At 60.8% G+C, this 17,389-nt stretch carries 12 protein-coding genes and 1 pseudogene; 12 read left to right on the top strand and 1 reads right to left on the bottom strand.

The window, feature by feature from the left end; genetic code table 11:
- The first annotated feature begins 38 nt into the window (after window positions 1-38).
- Window positions 39-2,036: an acetoacetate--CoA ligase gene (locus tag QZ269_RS00885; RefSeq protein ID WP_291423298.1), complete on the top strand. Its 1,998-nt coding sequence runs from the start codon at window positions 39-41 to the stop codon at window positions 2,034-2,036.
- Between the two features lie 16 nt (window positions 2,037-2,052).
- Entirely contained in the window at window positions 2,053-2,355 is a 303-nt protein-coding gene (locus QZ269_RS00890; protein ID WP_291423301.1) for a GNAT family N-acetyltransferase, read from the top strand.
- Between the two features lie 141 nt (window positions 2,356-2,496).
- Here QZ269_RS00890 and QZ269_RS00895 read toward each other — a convergent pair whose 3' ends face one another.
- A complete protein-coding gene (locus QZ269_RS00895; RefSeq protein WP_291423303.1) occupies window positions 2,497-3,285 on the bottom strand; it encodes an integrase in 789 nt (262 codons plus the stop codon).
- Window positions 3,286-3,529: 244 nt separating this feature from the next.
- Here QZ269_RS00895 and QZ269_RS00900 point away from each other — a divergent pair.
- The 10 genes and pseudogenes from QZ269_RS00900 to QZ269_RS00945 all read left to right on the top strand — a co-directional run bounded on the left by QZ269_RS00900 (window position 3,530) and on the right by QZ269_RS00945 (window position 17,244).
- Window positions 3,530-4,418, top strand: a pseudogene (locus QZ269_RS00900) (IS5 family transposase).
- Between the two features lie 209 nt (window positions 4,419-4,627).
- Window positions 4,628-4,801, top strand: a complete 174-nt coding sequence (locus QZ269_RS00905) for a hypothetical protein (RefSeq protein WP_291423305.1) — start codon at window positions 4,628-4,630, stop codon at window positions 4,799-4,801.
- Entirely contained in the window at window positions 4,794-5,957 is a 1,164-nt protein-coding gene (locus QZ269_RS00910) for a lamin tail domain-containing protein (RefSeq protein WP_291423307.1), read from the top strand. Before QZ269_RS00905 ends, QZ269_RS00910 begins: the two co-directional genes overlap by 8 nt.
- A 90-nt stretch (window positions 5,958-6,047) precedes the next feature.
- Window positions 6,048-9,386 carry an ExeM/NucH family extracellular endonuclease gene (locus QZ269_RS00915; RefSeq protein WP_291423309.1) on the top strand — a complete coding sequence of 1,113 codons (3,339 nt, stop codon included), beginning with the start codon at window positions 6,048-6,050 and terminating at the stop codon, window positions 9,384-9,386.
- Window positions 9,387-9,947: 561 nt separating this feature from the next.
- Entirely contained in the window at window positions 9,948-12,353 is a 2,406-nt protein-coding gene (locus QZ269_RS00920) for a bifunctional salicylyl-CoA 5-hydroxylase/oxidoreductase (RefSeq protein WP_291423311.1), read from the top strand.
- The gene (locus QZ269_RS00925; protein WP_291423313.1) at window positions 12,350-13,114 is read left to right on the top strand and encodes an SDR family NAD(P)-dependent oxidoreductase; all 765 of its coding nucleotides are present in this window, start codon (window positions 12,350-12,352) and stop codon (window positions 13,112-13,114) included. The genes QZ269_RS00920 and QZ269_RS00925 overlap by 4 nt, the downstream gene beginning before the upstream one ends.
- Window positions 13,115-13,122: 8 nt before the next feature.
- The gene (locus tag QZ269_RS00930; protein WP_291423315.1) at window positions 13,123-13,590 is read left to right on the top strand and encodes a MarR family transcriptional regulator; all 468 of its coding nucleotides are present in this window, start codon (window positions 13,123-13,125) and stop codon (window positions 13,588-13,590) included.
- 3 nt (window positions 13,591-13,593) lie between these two features.
- Window positions 13,594-14,451: an enoyl-CoA hydratase family protein gene (locus tag QZ269_RS00935; RefSeq protein WP_291423317.1), complete on the top strand. Its 858-nt coding sequence runs from the start codon at window positions 13,594-13,596 to the stop codon at window positions 14,449-14,451.
- A 1-nt stretch (window position 14,452) separates the two neighbouring features.
- Entirely contained in the window at window positions 14,453-15,631 is a 1,179-nt protein-coding gene (locus QZ269_RS00940; RefSeq protein ID WP_291423319.1) for an acyl-CoA dehydrogenase family protein, read from the top strand.
- Window positions 15,628-17,244: an AMP-binding protein gene (locus QZ269_RS00945; RefSeq protein WP_291423320.1), complete on the top strand. Its 1,617-nt coding sequence runs from the start codon at window positions 15,628-15,630 to the stop codon at window positions 17,242-17,244. The genes QZ269_RS00940 and QZ269_RS00945 overlap by 4 nt, the downstream gene beginning before the upstream one ends.
- Window positions 17,245-17,389 lie beyond the last annotated feature (145 nt).

The following is a 17,389-nucleotide window of genomic DNA, read 5'->3' on the forward strand; positions in this document are numbered from 1 at the left end:
AGGCCAGCCTCTTTCATGTCAAGGTAAAAGGACGTTTCATGACCCAACCCGCGCCTAGCCCCCAGCTGCTCTGGCAACCTTCCGAAGCATTCATGGCTGGTACCAATCTGCGCCACTACATGGACTGGCTGGCCCGGATCCGTGGCCTGCATTTCAGTGATTACCACGCGCTTCAGCAGTGGTCGGCCCAGGACCTCGGGGCCTTCTGGGGGTCGCTCTGGGACTATTTCGCCGTTATGGCCCACCAGCCTTACGCAGAGGTGCTCGGGTCACGGCAGATGCCGGGGGCGCAGTGGTTTACCGGCTCTACTCTGAACTATGCTGAGCACGTCTTTCGCAATAAGACCGCCGAGTTCCCGGCGCTGCTGTATCAGTCTGAACTGGGGCCGCTCCACAGCCTGAGCTGGGCCGAACTGGAACGTCAGGTGGCCAGCGTCGCGCAGGCCCTCCGGGAACAGGGCGTTGGCGTGGGGGACCGGGTGGCGGCGTATATGCCGAACATCCCCGAAACACTGGTGGCCTTTTTGGCGGCGGCCAGCCTGGGGGCGGTGTGGTCGAGCTGCTCACCCGATTTCGGCACGCAGAGTGCCCTGGACCGCTTCCGCCAGATCGCGCCGAAAGTGTTGTTCGCGGTCGACGGCTACCGCTACGGCGGCAAGGAAATCTCACGCCTCAGCGAGGTTGCGGAACTGGTCGCCGGATTGCCTGACCTCGGCCAGCTGGTGCTGGTGCCGCAGCTCGATCCGGCAGCCTGGGTAACTGGACAGGCAGTCTGGAGCGACTGGCTTGGTCACGACGCCCCGCTGACCTTTACGCCCGTGCCCTTTGAGCATCCCCTGTGGATTCTGTATTCCAGCGGCACCACCGGGCTGCCCAAAGGAATCGTACACAGTCAGGGCGGCATTGTGCTTGAACACCTTAAGTCGCTGACCTTGCAGGCCAATGTCAAGCGGGGTGACCGCATGTTCTGGTTTACCACGACGGGCTGGATGATGTGGAACCTGCTGGCTGGTGGCTTGCTGGTCGGCGCGACCGTGGTGTTGTTTGATGGCAACCCGAACTACCCCACTCCCGCGACCCTCTGGCAGTTCGCAGAGAAGGCCAGACTGACCAGCTTTGGCACCAGCCCGGCGTTTCTGGCTGGAACGCGCAAGGCCGGAATTGAGCCTGGCGAACAGTTCGACCTCAGCACACTGCAAAATGTGGGTGTGACGGGCAGCCCTTTGCCGTCCGACACTGCCAAGTGGGTCTACGAACACGTCAAAAGAGACCTCTGGCTCACTTCTTCGAGCGGCGGCACCGATGTCTGCACTGGATTCGTTGGTGGCTCGGCTCTGCTTCCCGTCTATGCCGGAGAGATTCAGGCCCCGTACCTAGGCGTATCGGTCAAGGCCCTGAGCGACGACGGGCAACCGCTTGATCAGGAGGTCGGGGAACTGGTGGTCACGCAGCCGATGCCCTCTATGCCGATCTATTTCTGGAACGATCCCACTGGCGAGCGCTACCGCAACAGCTATTTCGGTACCTTTCCCGGTCAGTGGCGACAGGGAGATTTCATCCGCTTTACCGAGCGGGGGAGCTGCGAGATTCAGGGGCGCTCGGACTCGACCCTCAACCGCTTCGGCGTTCGCATGGGAACGGCAGAAATCTACCGCTTGGTCGAAAGCCTCCCCGAAATTCACGAGAGTCTGATGATCGGCGCGGAGCTGGGTGGGGGAGAGTATTACATGCCGCTGTTCGTTGTCCTGAATCCCGGCGCAGTCCTCAATGATGCCCTGAAGGAACGCGTCCGCGACCGCATCCGTACTGGCCTCAGTGCCCGGCAGCTGCCCGATGACATTTTTGCTGTCCATGATATTCCTCACACCCTAAATGGCAAGAAGCTCGAAGTGCCGATCAAGAAACTGTATATGGGTGTCCCCTTGGAAAAAGCGGTTAACCCCGATGCCACGGCCAACCGGGCGGCCCTGCACGATTTTGTCGCGTTGGCGCAGGCTTACCGTCGGGGGCGCGGCCCAGGGCCATCCCGGAGCTAAGCAGCTAAACTAAAGTATGTTGAATATTCGTAAAAATGAGATCCAGAGCCGCTACGAGCTTGTGCAAGATGGACAGGTGGTCGGTTTTGCCGAGTACCTTGTGCATGGTGACAGCGTGATCCTGCCCCACACCGTGGTCGATGACAGTCACGAGGGTGAGGGTCTAGGTGGGCAGCTGGCAAAATTTGCTCTGGAGGACGTGAAGGCCGAGGGCAAAGCCGTGCTTCCGGCCTGCCCTTTTATTGCCGCATATATTCGCCATCATCCCGAATACCGCGCTCTGGTACCGCAAGACCAATGGGCCAGATTCGGCCTGTAACGCTGCTAGGAGGCCGGAGAACATCAATCTGCTGGTTCTCCTCTTTCTATTTTGTCAATATATACACGTAACTGTTTGTTACCTCCTGCTTCGCCGTAAATATATACGCAACAAGAAACTCTTACCACTCCATCCCCCGACTCACTTCTCCTCAGACCTGCGTTTTTTAACCAGTCTCGTTGTAGGGTGCAGGGCCGCTCTTCCGCCTAGGCCTAGCTGACGCTCAGTGCTTCTGGCTCCTTTCTGAGACAGCATCTGTATGCCTGCGGCGTTGCGTAAGGCGTACCAGCCCCGGTAGTCTACATTCGCTTGCTGACACAGTTTCCAGATCCTGGCACGTAATTCCTGATCGTCCCTAAACTTAAACATCTTTCCTTCCAGCTTAGGCGTCAGCAGAGGCCGTTCACCCTGTTGATGTCTCCATTTTGCGAAAGTTTCTTTTAACTGCGTAGACTGCTCAATTATTCTCTGGCTGACTTGAATACTCTGGGAGTCACAATCCTCGTATTGAAGCTGAACTATTTCTGGACCGGTTAATCCCGCGTGCGCTCCGAGCAGAAGCAAGACTTGATGTTCTAAGTCGGCGTGGGCGAGGAGGCGTTCGATCTCCTCAGGTAAGTAATAAGGCCGCCGCTCATCGGCAGGGTTAATTATCCCGTGCAGATCTTCAAAGGGGTTGACTGTACTCAGTCCCAAGTGTTGGAGCAACCGGTACAGTTTTCTGTTCTGGGCTAGCCGGTTATTGATTGTGGCGGGCGCAGCATAGGTGTGCTGGAGCCACGCGGCATAAGCCTGAGCCTGAGCTGGGTCAGCTTGGAGCAATGTGCCGCCTTCTTGCTCGAGCCACTTGATGTAAAGCCGCCAGCCACTTAGGATATTGCGTTTTGAGGTTGCAGCAACGGGCAGAGAAACGATGAGCTGATCCAGCAAGGCAGGGTAATTTTCCTGATTGAGGAGGAGCTGTAGATGTGTAGAGCGGGAAGGAGGTAGCGGCATACTATATATTAACATATTCGAATAAGGGTGTTTTAAGCAGGGCAAAAGGGCAGAACCGGTGGATTCCATGGCGGTCTGTCCTCTTGCTCTGCACCGGCCTTTTTTATCCTGCCGCCTGCCGTTGTGCTCTAAGAGACTGTTTGAAGCGCCTGAGATAGAGAATTGGTAGGCTGAAGAGATGGAACGCGAGGCTTACCCCAGCGACCTCACCGACGCCCAATGGCAACTCATTGAACCACTTTTGCCACCACTTGGCGAGAGTACCTTCTGTGAAACCGTTCCCAGACGAGAAATTGTCAATGGAATCCGCTATGTAACGCGGAGCGGGTGTCAGTGGCGCATGATGCCCCATGACCTCCCGCACTGGAACACCGTGTACACCTGCCACCGTCAATGGTGCAAGGATGGTGTCTGGAAGCGCATCAACGATGCGCTTGTGGCTTTGGAGCGAGAACGGAACGGCAGGAAAGCCAAACCAAGTGCCGCTGTCGGTGACTCGCAGAGCGTCAAAACGACGCAAAAAGGGGGGAGCGCGGCTACGACGGGGCCAAGAAGGTCAAAGGCCGGAAACGCCACATCGCCACGGATACCGACGGCAACTTGCTGACTTGCGTAGTTACGCCTGCCCACGTGGGTGAACGCGAGGGCATGAAACTGGTGGTCAACATTCTGAAGAAAGACGTACCAGGGCTAAAAAAGTTGTTTCTGGACGGTGGCTATGATGGTGAGCCGTTTTCGCTGTGGGCGAAAACGACACATCAGCTTGAGATTGAGATAAAACGCCGTCCAGATGAAGGCATTACCGTGAAAGATGGCATCGCCCAGGTGCCGACGAATCATCCGAGCGAGGAACAAATCCGGCTGGCTTTCGAGATCACCCGTAACGGAAAGAAAGCTTTCGTGGTGGTGTCAAAGCGGTGGGTGGTGGAGCGTACCTTTGCCTGGCTGTTGCCTGGCTGTCTACCTTCAGGCGTCTGAAGGTGGATTACGAGGAGAAAACAGGCGTGTCAGAAGGGTTTATCTATGCGGCGAGTACTTGTATATTGCTGAACAGGCTGTGTGCCTGATGATCAGGCAGCATAGATGAAAACGGTGTTATCGGCTTCAAACAGCCTCTAACAGCGCAGTACACCCATGTCGACTTTCAGTCGTTCTCTTAACCCCACCATCCTTAAGCGGTGTTTGCTTACTGCGCTCCGGTCTGACAAAACTCTGATGGCCCCCTGACACGCACATTTTATAGTCAAGGCGGTTTTCAAGCACTAAAGGAGTTCTCATGAAGATGACCGCTGAACGTCCCCAGGCTCACCAGCCTCCCCTGACCTCTGCCCCCGCCTATCAGGCCCCCCGCGTGAATGACCTGGGCCAGTGGCAGGCTGTCACGCTAATCTACTCTGTACCCATTAATCCGGGTACAATGTTCAATCCGGGTGTGAACCCCAATGGTTAGTCGGCGCTTTTCCCTGCTGGCCCTGATGGGCACGTTGCTGCTGGGGGCCTGTGGACAGCAGGCGGTGACGGGGACGCAGGCGCAGCCCGTTGTGGCGGCTCCTGTAGGCCAGGTGGCAGCCCATGGTCTGTACAACCTGCATATCAGTCCGGTGAGTGGTCGAGTGCAGGCCAACGTGAGCGGCGACCACCTGAGCGCCCAGGAGCTCGGCGGCCTGAGCTTTAGCGCCGCTGCGGCGGCGACCACCACCGACGCGACCAGCAAGCACTACGCGGTAGCTATTACCGTAACCAACAACAGCGGCAAGGATATTAGCCAGCCGCTGTACGTGCCGGTGGCTGTCAGCGGGTACACCCAGAACAACACTTACTTCAGCAACGCCCAGAACAGCAGTGGGGGACCGACCGACCCCACGGGCGTGACTTTGGAGCAGGCCACCGGGGGCACCCCTCTGGTCAGCACCAACGTCTCGAGCAGCCTGATTAGTGCCCCCGGCCCCGCCACGGTCAGCCCCCAGGCGTGGCAGGCTCCGACCTTGCCTAGTGGCGGCACTCAGACCGTGACCTTCGGCTTCAGCATTCCTCTGAGCAATGTCACCAACAGCTTTAATGTGGTGTTCAGCGTGTTCGCTACGCCTAAAGTTGATCATCTGGTGATTAGCCAGGTTTATGGCGGCGGCGGGAATACCAGTGCCCAGTATAGGAATGACTTTATTGAGATTTTCAACCCTACTAACGGTGACGTTGAACTGTCGAGCTACACGGTTGAAGGCTTCAGCGCGACTGGATTGACCAAAGGCACGCAAGCCCTTTCCGGCAGCCTCAAGCCGGGCGGCTACTTTCTGTTAGCGGCCAACTCTAACAGCACGACTGGGTCTGCTTTGCCCACACCAGATGCGACTAACCTTCAACTCGCCCTGTCCAGCACGGACGCGTCGGTTACTCTGTCGAACGCCAGCGGCGTAGTCGATACGCTGGGGTACGGCGCCGTCAAGACAAACAAATTCGAGGGTACGCTTCTCAAAGCCCTGAGCAACACCACTGCTGCGCTGCGTAACTCTAGCGGCTGCACCGACAGTAACAACAACAGCACCGACTTCACCGTAGCCGCACCCGCTCCGCGCAACAGCGCCAGCGCCGCCAACCTCTGTCAGTGATTCTGTTTTTCTAACCCTGGTGGCCGCGCTTCCCTAACCGGGGGGTGCGGCTGCGTAGGCTCAACCCCACCTGACTTTTCTGGAGACCCCATGAACATTAAACCCACCCGTTTTGTCCTGCTGCTGGCGGGCGCCCTAGCCCTCGCCTCCTGCGGCCAGCAAAAGCCCCTGGCCACCACTACGTCCACTCCTGCTTCTAAGCCCGCGCCGGTCGTGACCAACCCCGCCAAGAGCCTGGGCCTGTTCGAGCTGAACATCAACGGCGTCGGGAGCCAGCAGCTGCAGGCCTCGGTTAGCCGCCCTGGTCTGAGTGCCCAGGCCGCCGAAGTGCAGGGCCTCAACTTTGCCCTGCTAAGCAACAGCACCGTGACCGACAACGTCAATAAGGTGTTGCACCTCACCACCTCGTTTACCGTGACCAACACCTCCGGCGCACCGATTAGCCTGCCCACCTATATTCCGGTAGACACCAGCGGCGCGTATGCCACCGACGATGAAACCCCCTTCCGCAACGTGGTCAGCCGCAAGGGCGTGCCGATGTCGGGCGTGAACATGACCCCTGAGCAGTCCAACCGCCTCAGCGGCGGCGCGGTGGGCCTTGATCCCAGCGCCACGCCTCTGGTGGGCAACCTGGACACCGGAGCGCTGCAAATCAGCCTGCCTTCTGGTACCACGGCCCCCGGCATCAGCCACACCGGCTGGCAGACCACCACGCTGGCCCCCGGCGCTTCGCAGGTGGTTAACTTTGCCGTGCGCGTGCCCCTCCAGGGTGTAGATGTGGGTGACAATGACCCCTTCCGCTTTACGCTGGTGTTTACCGTCGCCGACAACCCCGGAACCGTCAACCTGACCAGAATCGGCAGCGTCCAGGGCAGCACTCCTGCTGGCGACGTGGGCAGCCCCATGAACGCGCAGGCCGTGACGGTCGAGGGCGTGGTGACCAGCGCCCTGCCGGGCCTCATCGGTTTCTTTATGCAGGAAGCCGGAATTGACAAGGACAGCGACGGCACTACCTCCGACGGCATTTTCGTGTACTGCGTGAGCAATTGCCCCAGCACGGGTAGCCGCGTGCGAGTCGCCGGAACCGTGACGGAATACAAAGGCGCGAAGGGCACTGACACCCAGGGCGTGACCGAAATAACGTCTCCAACAGTCACGGTTCTTGCCAGCAGCGTGCCCGCTCCCGCTCCCGTATCGCTGACCCTGCCCCTTAACGATGCTCAGTTGGAGCGCTACGAAGGGATGCGCGTGACTTTTCCCGAGACGCTGACCGTCACCAACAACTACACCTACGGGCGCTACGGCGAACTGGACCTGTCGAACAATGGGCGCATGTTCGTGCCAAGCAACGGCAACGCCAAAACTGGCCAGAGCGCCATCACGCTCGACGACGGTATCAGCGCCCAGAACCCGCTGAATCTGAACTACCTCAGCAGCGAAAACACCCGCCGCACCGGCGATACCGTGACTGGACTGACCGGCATCTGGCACACCATCGCCAGCCTACCCATGCTGGAACCGGAAGGCGCCGTGAACTTCGTCTCGGCCAACAGCCGCGCCGCGAACGCCACGCCGGCCAGTGTCGGCGGCTCCTTGCGGGTGGTGGGGGCCAACATGCTCAACTTCTTCACGACCTTTACCAATGGCGCGACTTTCGACGGCAAAACCGGGCAGGGCTGCCTGGTCGGCACCAGCACCACCGCGGCCAATTGCCGTGGAGCCAACAACCTGGCCGAGTTCCAGCGCCAGCGGGCCAAGATGGTGCAAACCATCACCGCCCTGAACCCCGACGTGCTGTCGGTTATGGAAACCCAGAACGACGATAACGTGACCATGAACGAAATCGTGCGGGCGCTGAACGAGAAAGCCGGGGCCGGAACCTACGCCGCTGTGCAGACTGGCCGGGTGGGCACCGACGCCATCCGCGTGGGCCTTATCTACAAGCCCGGCAAGGTCGCGCCTATCGGTCAGCCGATGATCGATACCAACAGTATTTACTCGCGTCCGCCCGTCGCACAGACCTTCCGCGACCTGGGCACGAACGGCGTCTTTAGCGTGGTTTCTAACCACCTCAAGAGCAAGGGAAGCTGCCCCACCAGCGGCGACACCGACCAGGGCCAGGGCTGCTGGAACCAGTTGCGCGTGCAACAGGCCAGCCAGTTGCTGAACTTTGTGAGCACCATCAAGCAGACCAGCGGCGACCAGGACGTGCTGCTGCTGGGCGACTTCAACGCTTACGGCGCGGAAGACCCGGTCAAAACCATTCAGAATGGCGGTTTCGAGAGCCTTAACCTGCGGATTCCCGCCGAAGACCGCTACAGCTACCAGTTCGGCGGCCTGTTCGGTTACCTCGATCACGCTTTTTCCAGCACCAACCTGAGCACTCAGGTGACGGGCATCACCGAGTGGCACGTCAACAGCGATGAGCCGGTCATTGCCGATTACAACGCCGAGTACAAGGCTATTCCCGAATGTGGCACCGCCACCACCTGTATCGGGAAAGACCTGTACAGTGCCACCAATCCCTTCCGTGCCAGCGACCACGACCCCGTGCTGGTGGGCCTTAGCCTGACTGCCGACGCCGGAAGCACCCCTGCGCCTTCCACCCCGGCGACCAGCCTCAGCGCCAGCCCCACCGCCCTGAGCGTCACGGCTGGTGGCGCGGCGACCAGCAGCACCCTCACCACCAGCACCCAGAACTACAGCGGCGCCGACCTGAGCATCAGCACCAGCAACAGTGCGGGACTGACGGTCATGCCATCAGCCACCACTGTCAGTCCCAATGGCACCTTTAGCGTCAACATAACTGTGCCTGCCACTACCCCCAGCGGCACCTACCCCGTGACTGTGACCACCACCGGGCAAAGCGGCCTGAGTGCCAACACTACCATCAACGTGACGGTCACTGGCGGCGCTCTGCCCCCGGCGACCAGCCTGAACCACCTCGTGATCAGTCAGGTGTATGGGGGCGGCGGCAACACCGGCGCGACCTACACCAACGACTTTATCGAGATTTTCAACCCCACCAGCAGCGCCATTAACCTGGCAGGCTACTCGGTGCAGTACGCCAGCGCGACCGGCACCAGCTGGCAGGTCACCCCGCTGAGCAGCTATAGCTTGGCCCCCGGTCAGTTTTATCTGGTGCAGGAAGCCAAGGGAGCGGGCGGAACCGTTGCGCTGACGCCCAATACCACCGATACCATCGCTATGAGCGGGTCCGCCGGGCAGGTCGTGCTGGCCCAGAAGACCACCGCCGTGACCGGCACCACTGACGCTGCCGTGAACGACTACGTCGCCTACAGCGGCCTGTCTAGCACCACCAGTGCCAGCCGCACCAACGTCTGTGCCGATACCAACGCCAGCAGCGACTTTGCCAGCGGCGCGGTTAATCCTCGCAACACAGCTACCGCGCTGAACGTCTGTCCGTAAGCCTTAAGCCTGACCGCCCCGGCTACGTGTAGGCCGGGGCGGTCTACTCTACGAAAGCGCTGGGTTAGAGCCATGCACTTTAGTGCAAGCGTCGGTTAGAGCAGACTTGGCGACTCAACAAGCCGAAAACCCCCCTTTGACTCAGGCCCGGAAATTTTTGTTTAAAGCTTCCTGCGCCCCAGGTGACTGGGATGCGGAGGGCTGCGATCATTCCCACCCAATGAAAGAGGCACCGGACGTAAGGCGAGACCGACTTCAAACCGACTCCAAGTAACAGCTCTGGGCCCCAGCATAGAGGGTGCCAAAAGCCAGCGAAAATTTCCCCAAGCCAGACAGACGGGTAAAGACTACCAGGGCGCCACCGTGAAGGGACAACGTTGGGCAATCGGGCAGCATGCCCTTGCACAATCCAATCCGAGCCTGTAAACTATTTATAAGTAAACAGTTTAGGAAACTACTCAGAGCGTAAATTTCGGCATAGAGCTGGTCGGCACTAGTTTTTTGTCTTGTTTATCGTGCTGGGTAGTTAAAGTTTAGAACTCAAGCTTTCTGGGGGATGGTATGCCTGCATTAGCTCGACCCTTACGCACCCTGATTCTAGGCGGTGGTCCCGCTGGCCTTTATTTTGCCCTGCTGCTTAAGCTACGCGAGCCGGAAGCCGAAGTTATTCTGCTGGAGCGCAACCGACCTGGCGACACCTTCGGGTGGGGCGTGGTATTCAGTGACCAGACCCTGGGCAACCTGATGGACGCCGACCCGGTGAGCGCGCATACCATCAACGCGGCGTTCAACCACTGGGACGATATCGAAATCCATTTCAGAGGTAGCACCATCCGCAGCGGTGGGCACGGCTTTATCGGAATCGGGCGCAAGAAATTGCTGAATATCTTGCAAGACCGCTGCCGCGAATTGGGCGTACAGCTGGTCTTTGAAACCCAGGTGCAGGACATCGAAGCGACCATTACGCACTATCAGCCCGACCTGGTCGTCGCGGCCGACGGCCTCAACAGTCAGGTGCGCAAATTGTATGAACAGACTTACCAGCCTGATATCGATGTAAGGAACAACCGCTTCGTGTGGCTGGGCACTCAGGCCGAGTACGACGCCTTTACTTTCGACTTTCAGCAGACCGAGCACGGCTGGTTTCAGGCGCACATCTATCAGTTCGACGACCAAACCAGCACCTTTATCGTCGAGACGCCCGAGCAGGTCTGGCAGGCCGCTGGCCTAGACACCATGTCGCAAGCAGAAGGCATCGCTTACTGCGAACATCTCTTCAGGGACGTGCTGCGAGGCCATAAACTAATTTCCAACGCCGCACACCTTCGGGGCAGCGCCATCTGGATTCAGTTTCCCCGCGTGATGACCAAGCAATGGGTACACTGGGGCGAGTACGGGGGCAAACGCATTCCCGTGGTACTGATGGGCGACGCCGCGCACACCGCCCACTTTTCCATCGGCAGCGGCACCAAGCTTGCGCTGGAAGATGCTATCGCCCTTAACCGCTTTTTGCGGGAAAACGGCGACGCCTTAACTCCCGCATTAGGCGATTATACCGCCGAACGCAGCGTGGAAGTCCTGAAAATCCAGAACGCCGCCCGCAACAGCACCGAATGGTTCGAGAACGTGGCGCGGTATGCCTCCCTTCCCCCGGAGCAGTTTGCCTACAGTCTGCTGACGCGCTCGCAGCGCATTTCGCATGAGAACTTGCGCCAGCGTGACCCCGAGTATCTGGGCAGCGTGGAAAGCTGGCTGGCCAGGCAATCCGGACTGGAGGCCACACCCCTTCCACCGATGCTGACGCCCTACAGTCTGCGCGGCGTGACACTGCCCAACCGCGTCGTGATGAGTCCGATGGCGGTTTATTCCGCGCATGACGGCCTGCCCAATGACTTTCACCTCGTTCATCTGGGGGCGCGGGCGCTAGGCGGTGCGGGACTGATTTTTACCGAGATGACCTGTGTCACGCCGCAGGGCCGTATCACACCCGGTTGCCCCGGACTGTGGAACAACGAGCAGCGCGACGCCTGGAGGCGCGTCGTGGACTTTGTACACGGGCAGTCGGGGGCAAAAATCGCTATTCAGCTCGGCCACGCCGGGGCCAAAGGCAGTACCCGCCGCGCCTGGGACGGCACCGACCTGCCGCTGGAGGACCCACAGGAGCCCAACTGGCCGCTACTCTCGGCCAGCGAGCAGCAGTACCTGCCAGGAGTCAGCCAGACCTCGGGCGCCATGACCCACGAGGACATGCAGGCAGTCAAGCAGGCTTTCGTGGACGCCACGCGCCGCGCCGCCGAGGCGGGCTTCGATTGGCTGGAACTGCACTGTGCCCACGGGTACTTGCTAAGCAGCTTTATTTCGCCGCTCACCAACCGACGCACTGACGAGTACGGCGGCACACTGGAAAATCGCCTGCGCTATCCACTGGAAGTCTTTGAAGCCGTCCGGGCAGTCTGGCCCGGCGAAAAACCGCTCAGTGTGCGCATCTCGGCCCACGACTGGGTCGAGGGGGGTATCACTCCCGACGACGCCGTCGAGATCGCCCGGGCCTTCAAGGCTGCTGGGGCCGACATGATCGACACGTCCAGCGGACAGGTGAGCAAGCAGGAAAAACCCGTCTACGGGCGGATGTACCAGACGCCATTCGCCGACCGTGTCCGCAATGAGGCTGGAATACCGACCATTGCTGTGGGCAACATCTTCGAAGCCGACCACGTCAACAGCATCATCACCTCGGGCCGCGCCGACCTGTGCGCCATCGCCCGTCCGCACCTGGCCGACCCCTTCTGGACGCTGCACGAAACCGCGAAGCTGGGCTATACCGGCCTGAACTGGCCCAAGCCCTATTACGCAGGCAAGGTGCAATTTGAGCGCAACCTGGAGCGCGAAAAGCAGATGGCCGCCGCGCAGGCCAGCAGCGAGGCGAGCCTGGCCCGCATGAAAGCGGAACTGGAGGGCGGCGCATGACACTTGCAGGACAGCACGCCGTGGTGACCGGCGGCGGTTCGGGCATCGGCGCGGCCATTGCCGGGTCACTGCACAGCGCGGGCGCCACCGTGACTCTGCTGGGGCGCAACGCCGGGCGGCTGGCGGCGCAGGCCCAACGCCTGCCTGGCAGTCATTATCAAACGGTGGACGTGATCTCGGAAGAAAGCGTTCGGCGGGCGTTTGAGGCGGCCAGGGCCAGCAGCGGCCCCATCTCTGTGCTAGTCAACAATGCCGGGCAGGCGGCCAGCGCCCCGGCCCTCGCGACCGATCTGAAGCTGTGGCAACAGATGCTGGACGTGAACCTGACCGGCACGTGGCTGTGTACGCACGCCGCGCTCCCCGATCTGCTGGAGTACGGCGGACGCATCGTGAATATAGCGAGTACGGCAGGGCTGGTCGGCTACAGTTATGTCAGCGCGTACGTGGCTGCCAAGCATGGCGTGATCGGCCTAACCCGCGCCCTAGCGCTGGAACTGGCCACCAGAAACATTACCGTGAACGCCGTTTGCCCTGGCTACACCGAGACCGACCTGCTAGCGGGGGCCATCCAGAACATCACCCGGAAAACAGGGCGCAGTGAGGAAGAAGCCAGAGCAGAACTGGCAAAAAGCAATCCCCAACGCAGGCTGGTGCAGCCGCAGGAGGTCGCTGACGCCGTGCTGTGGCTGTGCAACCCGTCGGCGGGCAGCGTGACCGGGCAGGCGATTGCCATAGCAGGCGGGGAGGTGATGGTCGGGTGATAACGGACGTGCTGGATTTTGAAACGCGCCTGGCCCACGGCGACCATCAGGCCATCAAACTGTGGCTGCGCTTGCTAACCACCACAACCCTAGTCGAGTCCGAACTTCGCACCCGGCTCAGCGCGACGTCCGACATCAGCCTGCCGCGTTTCGACCTGCTCTCGCAGCTAGAACGCGAACCGGCGGGCCTGCGGATGAGCGAACTGAGCGCCCGCCTGATGGTCACCCGGGGCAATGTCACCGGGCTGGCCGACCAACTGGAAAGCGAAGGACTGGTCGAGCGAACCAGTGGCCCCGATCGGCGCAGCGTGACCCTGAAACTGACCCCGCTGGGCCACGAACGCTTCGGCGAAATTGCCGAGCAGCACGAGGGATGGGTCATCATGCTGCTCGGGGCACTGAGCCAGCCCGAGCAGGAACAACTCTCGGCGCTGCTGGGCAAACTGAAAGCACACCTGAAGGCACGGAGGGCATAGGGCATGATGAATCCCCGCGAACTGAACAGACTCGAATTACCCGCCCACGGACAGTCCTTTGCCGCCTATGCCCCGCAACATTTTCTGTGGGAGGTGCAGGGCGGGGTCGGCACCGTGACCCTGAACCGCCCCGAGCGCAAAAACCCGCTGACTTTTGAAAGTTACGCTGAGCTGCGCGACCTGTTCCGCGCCCTGACCTACGCCAGCGACGTGAAAGTGGTGGTGATGCGCGGTGCGGGCGGCAATTTCTGCTCGGGCGGCGACGTCTTCGAGATTATCGGCCCCCTGGTGCAGGCGGATATGCCCAGCCTGCTGAACTTTACCCGCATGACCGGCGACCTTGTGAAGGCCATGCGGCAATGTCCGCAGCCGATTGTCGCCGCTGTGGATGGGGTATGCGCCGGAGCAGGGGCGATTCTGGCCATGGCTGCGGACCTGCGGCTGGGCACGCCCGGCACCAGAACAGCCTTTTTGTTTAACCGCGTGGGGCTGGCGGGCTGCGACATGGGGGCCTGCGCCATCCTGCCGCGCCTCATCGGACAGGGGCGGGCCAGCGAACTGCTGTTCCGGGGACGCAGCATGACCGCCGAGGAGGGCCTGAACTGGGGATTTTTCAACAAACTGCATGCCTCCGAGCAGCTATGCCAAGAAGCCCAGGCATTGGCCGCCGAAATCGCTTCTGGCCCGACCTTCGCGCACGCCATGACCAAAAAGATGCTGTGGCAGGAGTGGAATATGAGTCTCGACGAAGCCATCGAAGCCGAAGCCCAGGCGCAGGCAATCTGCATGATGACGGGCGACTATACGCGGGCCTATGAGGCTTTCGCTGCCAAACAGCGGCCTGTTTTCGAAGGAGACTGAAATGATGACCTATCTGTCCTGGCCCTTTTTCGACGACGCTCACCGCGCCTTGGCCGCTGAGTTGCGCGGGTGGTGCGGCGCAAATCTGAACCATGTCGACCACCATGACACTGACAACGCCTGCCGCGCGCTGGTCAGGGCCATAGGCGGCGCGGGCCTGCTGCGCTACTCGGTGGGGGGCACAGCCTACGGCGGCGAGTACGATGTGATCGACACCCGCTCGATCTGTCTAGTGCGCGAGACGATGGCAGAATTCGACGGGCTGGCCGACTTCGTGTGCGCCATGCAGGGCCTTGGCAGCGGTGCGATCACCCTGGCAGGTACCCCTGCACAGCAGGAAAAGTACCTGAAGGGTGTGGCGCGGGGCGAGAAGATCGCTGCCTTTGCGCTGACTGAACCGGACAGCGGCTCGGATGTGGCCGCCATGCGGCTTGAGGCGCGGCGCGAGAGCGACGATTACGTGCTGAACGGGCAGAAGACCTGGATCAGCAACGGCGGAATCGCAGACTTCTACGTGGTGTTTGCCCGCACGGGCGAGGGGACTGGATCGCGCGGCATCAGCGCTTTTGTGGTGGACTCAGGTACCCCCGGTCTGGACGACAGCAAGCGGCTGGAAGTCATCGCGCCGCATCCGCTCGCTACGTTGACCTTTAAGGACTGCCGGATTCCGGCCTCGGCTCTGCTGGGCGACCCCGCAGAGGGGTTTAAGCTGGCGATGAGAACGCTGGACATCTTCCGCACTTCGGTGGCCGCCGCTGCCCTGGGCATGGCCCGCCGCGCCCTGCGTGAAGCCGTAGAGCGTACCCAGAGCCGCCAGATGTTCGGCACCACGCTCTCGGCGCAGCCACTGGCGCAGGCGATGCTGGCCGACATGGCGACGATGGTCGACCGCAGCGCCCTGCTAACCTACCGCGCCGCGTGGCAAAGAGATCAGGGAGAAAACGTGACCTGTGAGGCCGCCATGGCCAAAATGACGGCCACCGAGGACGCCCAACAGGTGATCGACATGGCGGTGCAGCTGTTCGGCGGGGCAGGCGTGCAGGTCGGCGGGATCACCGAGAGCCTGTACCGCGAAATCCGGGCGCTGCGAATCTATGAGGGAGCCACCGAGGTCCAGAAACTGATTATCGCCCGTGAGGTTCTTAAAGATGGAAGGCCCAGGGAAGCCTTGCCCCTATGAAGCTGCATCCGAGCGCCCACACCGACACGTTTTGCCGGGAACACCTGCCGCCCGCAGAACAGTGGCCGGAACTGATCTTCGAGTTGCCTGAACTTCAGTTTCCGCCTGTGCTGAACGCCGCCGCCGAGCTGCTGAAGCTGGCGCAGACGCACCCCGATAAACCCGCGCTGCTGGCCGACGGACAGTGCTGGACCTACCGCGAACTGGACGTGCGCTCTAACCAGCTGGCCCACGTCCTGCGCGACGAGATGGACTTGCAACCCGGCAACCGCGTGCTGCTGCATGGCCCCAATACGCCGATGCTGGCCGCGCTGTGGTTCGCCGTTCTCAAGGCGGGGGGCGTGGTGGTCTCGACTATGCCGCTGCTACGGGGACCCGAGCTGGCGAAGGTCATCAGCAAGGCCAGAATCTCACACGCCCTCAGCGACGTGAGCTGCCGCGCCGCTGTCCACGACGCGATGGACAGCACCAATACCCTGCGTCACATCTACGGCTTCAAACGTGACGGGGGCCTGCTTCTGGAACTGGCCCGCACCAGGCCGGAAACCTTCGAGTTCGTCCCCACCGCTTCCGATGACGTGGCGCTGATCGCCTTCACGTCGGGCACCACCGGGCAGCCTAAGGGGTGCCTGCACTTTCACCGCGACCTTCTGGCGATATGCGACACCTTTGCTAAATATGTCCTGAAAGCTATGCCAGACGATATTTTTATCGGCAGCCCGCCGTTCGCGTTCACCTTCGGCCTAGGGGTGTCGCTGCTGTTTCCGCTGCGTATCGGGGCAACCACTGTGCTGCTGGAAAACGGTTCACCGCCTGGGCTGGCGGCCTCCATTTCGGCTTTCGGCGCCACCGTCTGTGCCACCGCGCCCACCAGTTACCGCATGATGGCGGCCCTGGACGATCTGGAAGGTCTTAAGACCCTGCGTAAATGTATCTCGGCAGGCGAGGCATTGCCCGCGGCCACACGGGAACTCTGGCGCGAGAAGACTGGAATCGAACTGATCGACGGCATTGGCTCGACCGAGATGCTGCACGTGTTTATCAGCGCCGACGAACATGAGGCAAGGCCCGGATGCACGGGCAAGGCTGTTCCCGGTATCCGCGCCTGCGTGATGGACGAGCAGGGGAGGGCGCTGCCCCCTGGTCAGGCCGGTCGGCTCGCCGTGAAAGGGCCGGTAGGCTGCCGTTACCTAGACGATGAGCGCCAACAGGTCTATGTGCAGCACGGCTGGAATATCACGGGTGATATCTACAGCATGACCGCAGACGGCTATTTCGAGTACCAGGCCCGCGGCGACGATATGATCGTATCGAGTGGATACAACATCGCCGCGCCGGAAGTCGAGGGAGCGCTGCTGTGTCATCCCGCTGTGGCCGAGTGCGCCGTAGTGGGTCTACCAGACGAACTACGTGGGCAACTGGTGAGCGCCTTCGTAGTGCTGGCCCCCGACTATTCCCCCAGCGATCTGTTGAAAAAAGAATTGCAGTCCTTTATCAAGGACGAGATCGCGCCCTACAAGTATCCGCGCCGCATCGAATTTCTGGACGCTCTGCCCAAAACGGCGACGGGCAAATTACAAAGGTTTCAGTTGCGGCAGGAGGGGATGGAATGATGAACTGCCTTCAAATTCCACTTAGCGGCGTAAGACCTCTCAGTCAGCGAAGGTGACAGCTCCCCTTAAAAGGAAGCTATGCAGCGAACGAAACGCGAAAAACGACACCCAACAAATCTTCCCTTCTAAGGGGAGTAGCCCCGGA

The sequence above is a fragment of the Deinococcus sp. genome (assembly GCF_018260405.1).
Classification (GTDB): Bacteria; Deinococcota; Deinococci; order Deinococcales; family Deinococcaceae; genus Deinococcus.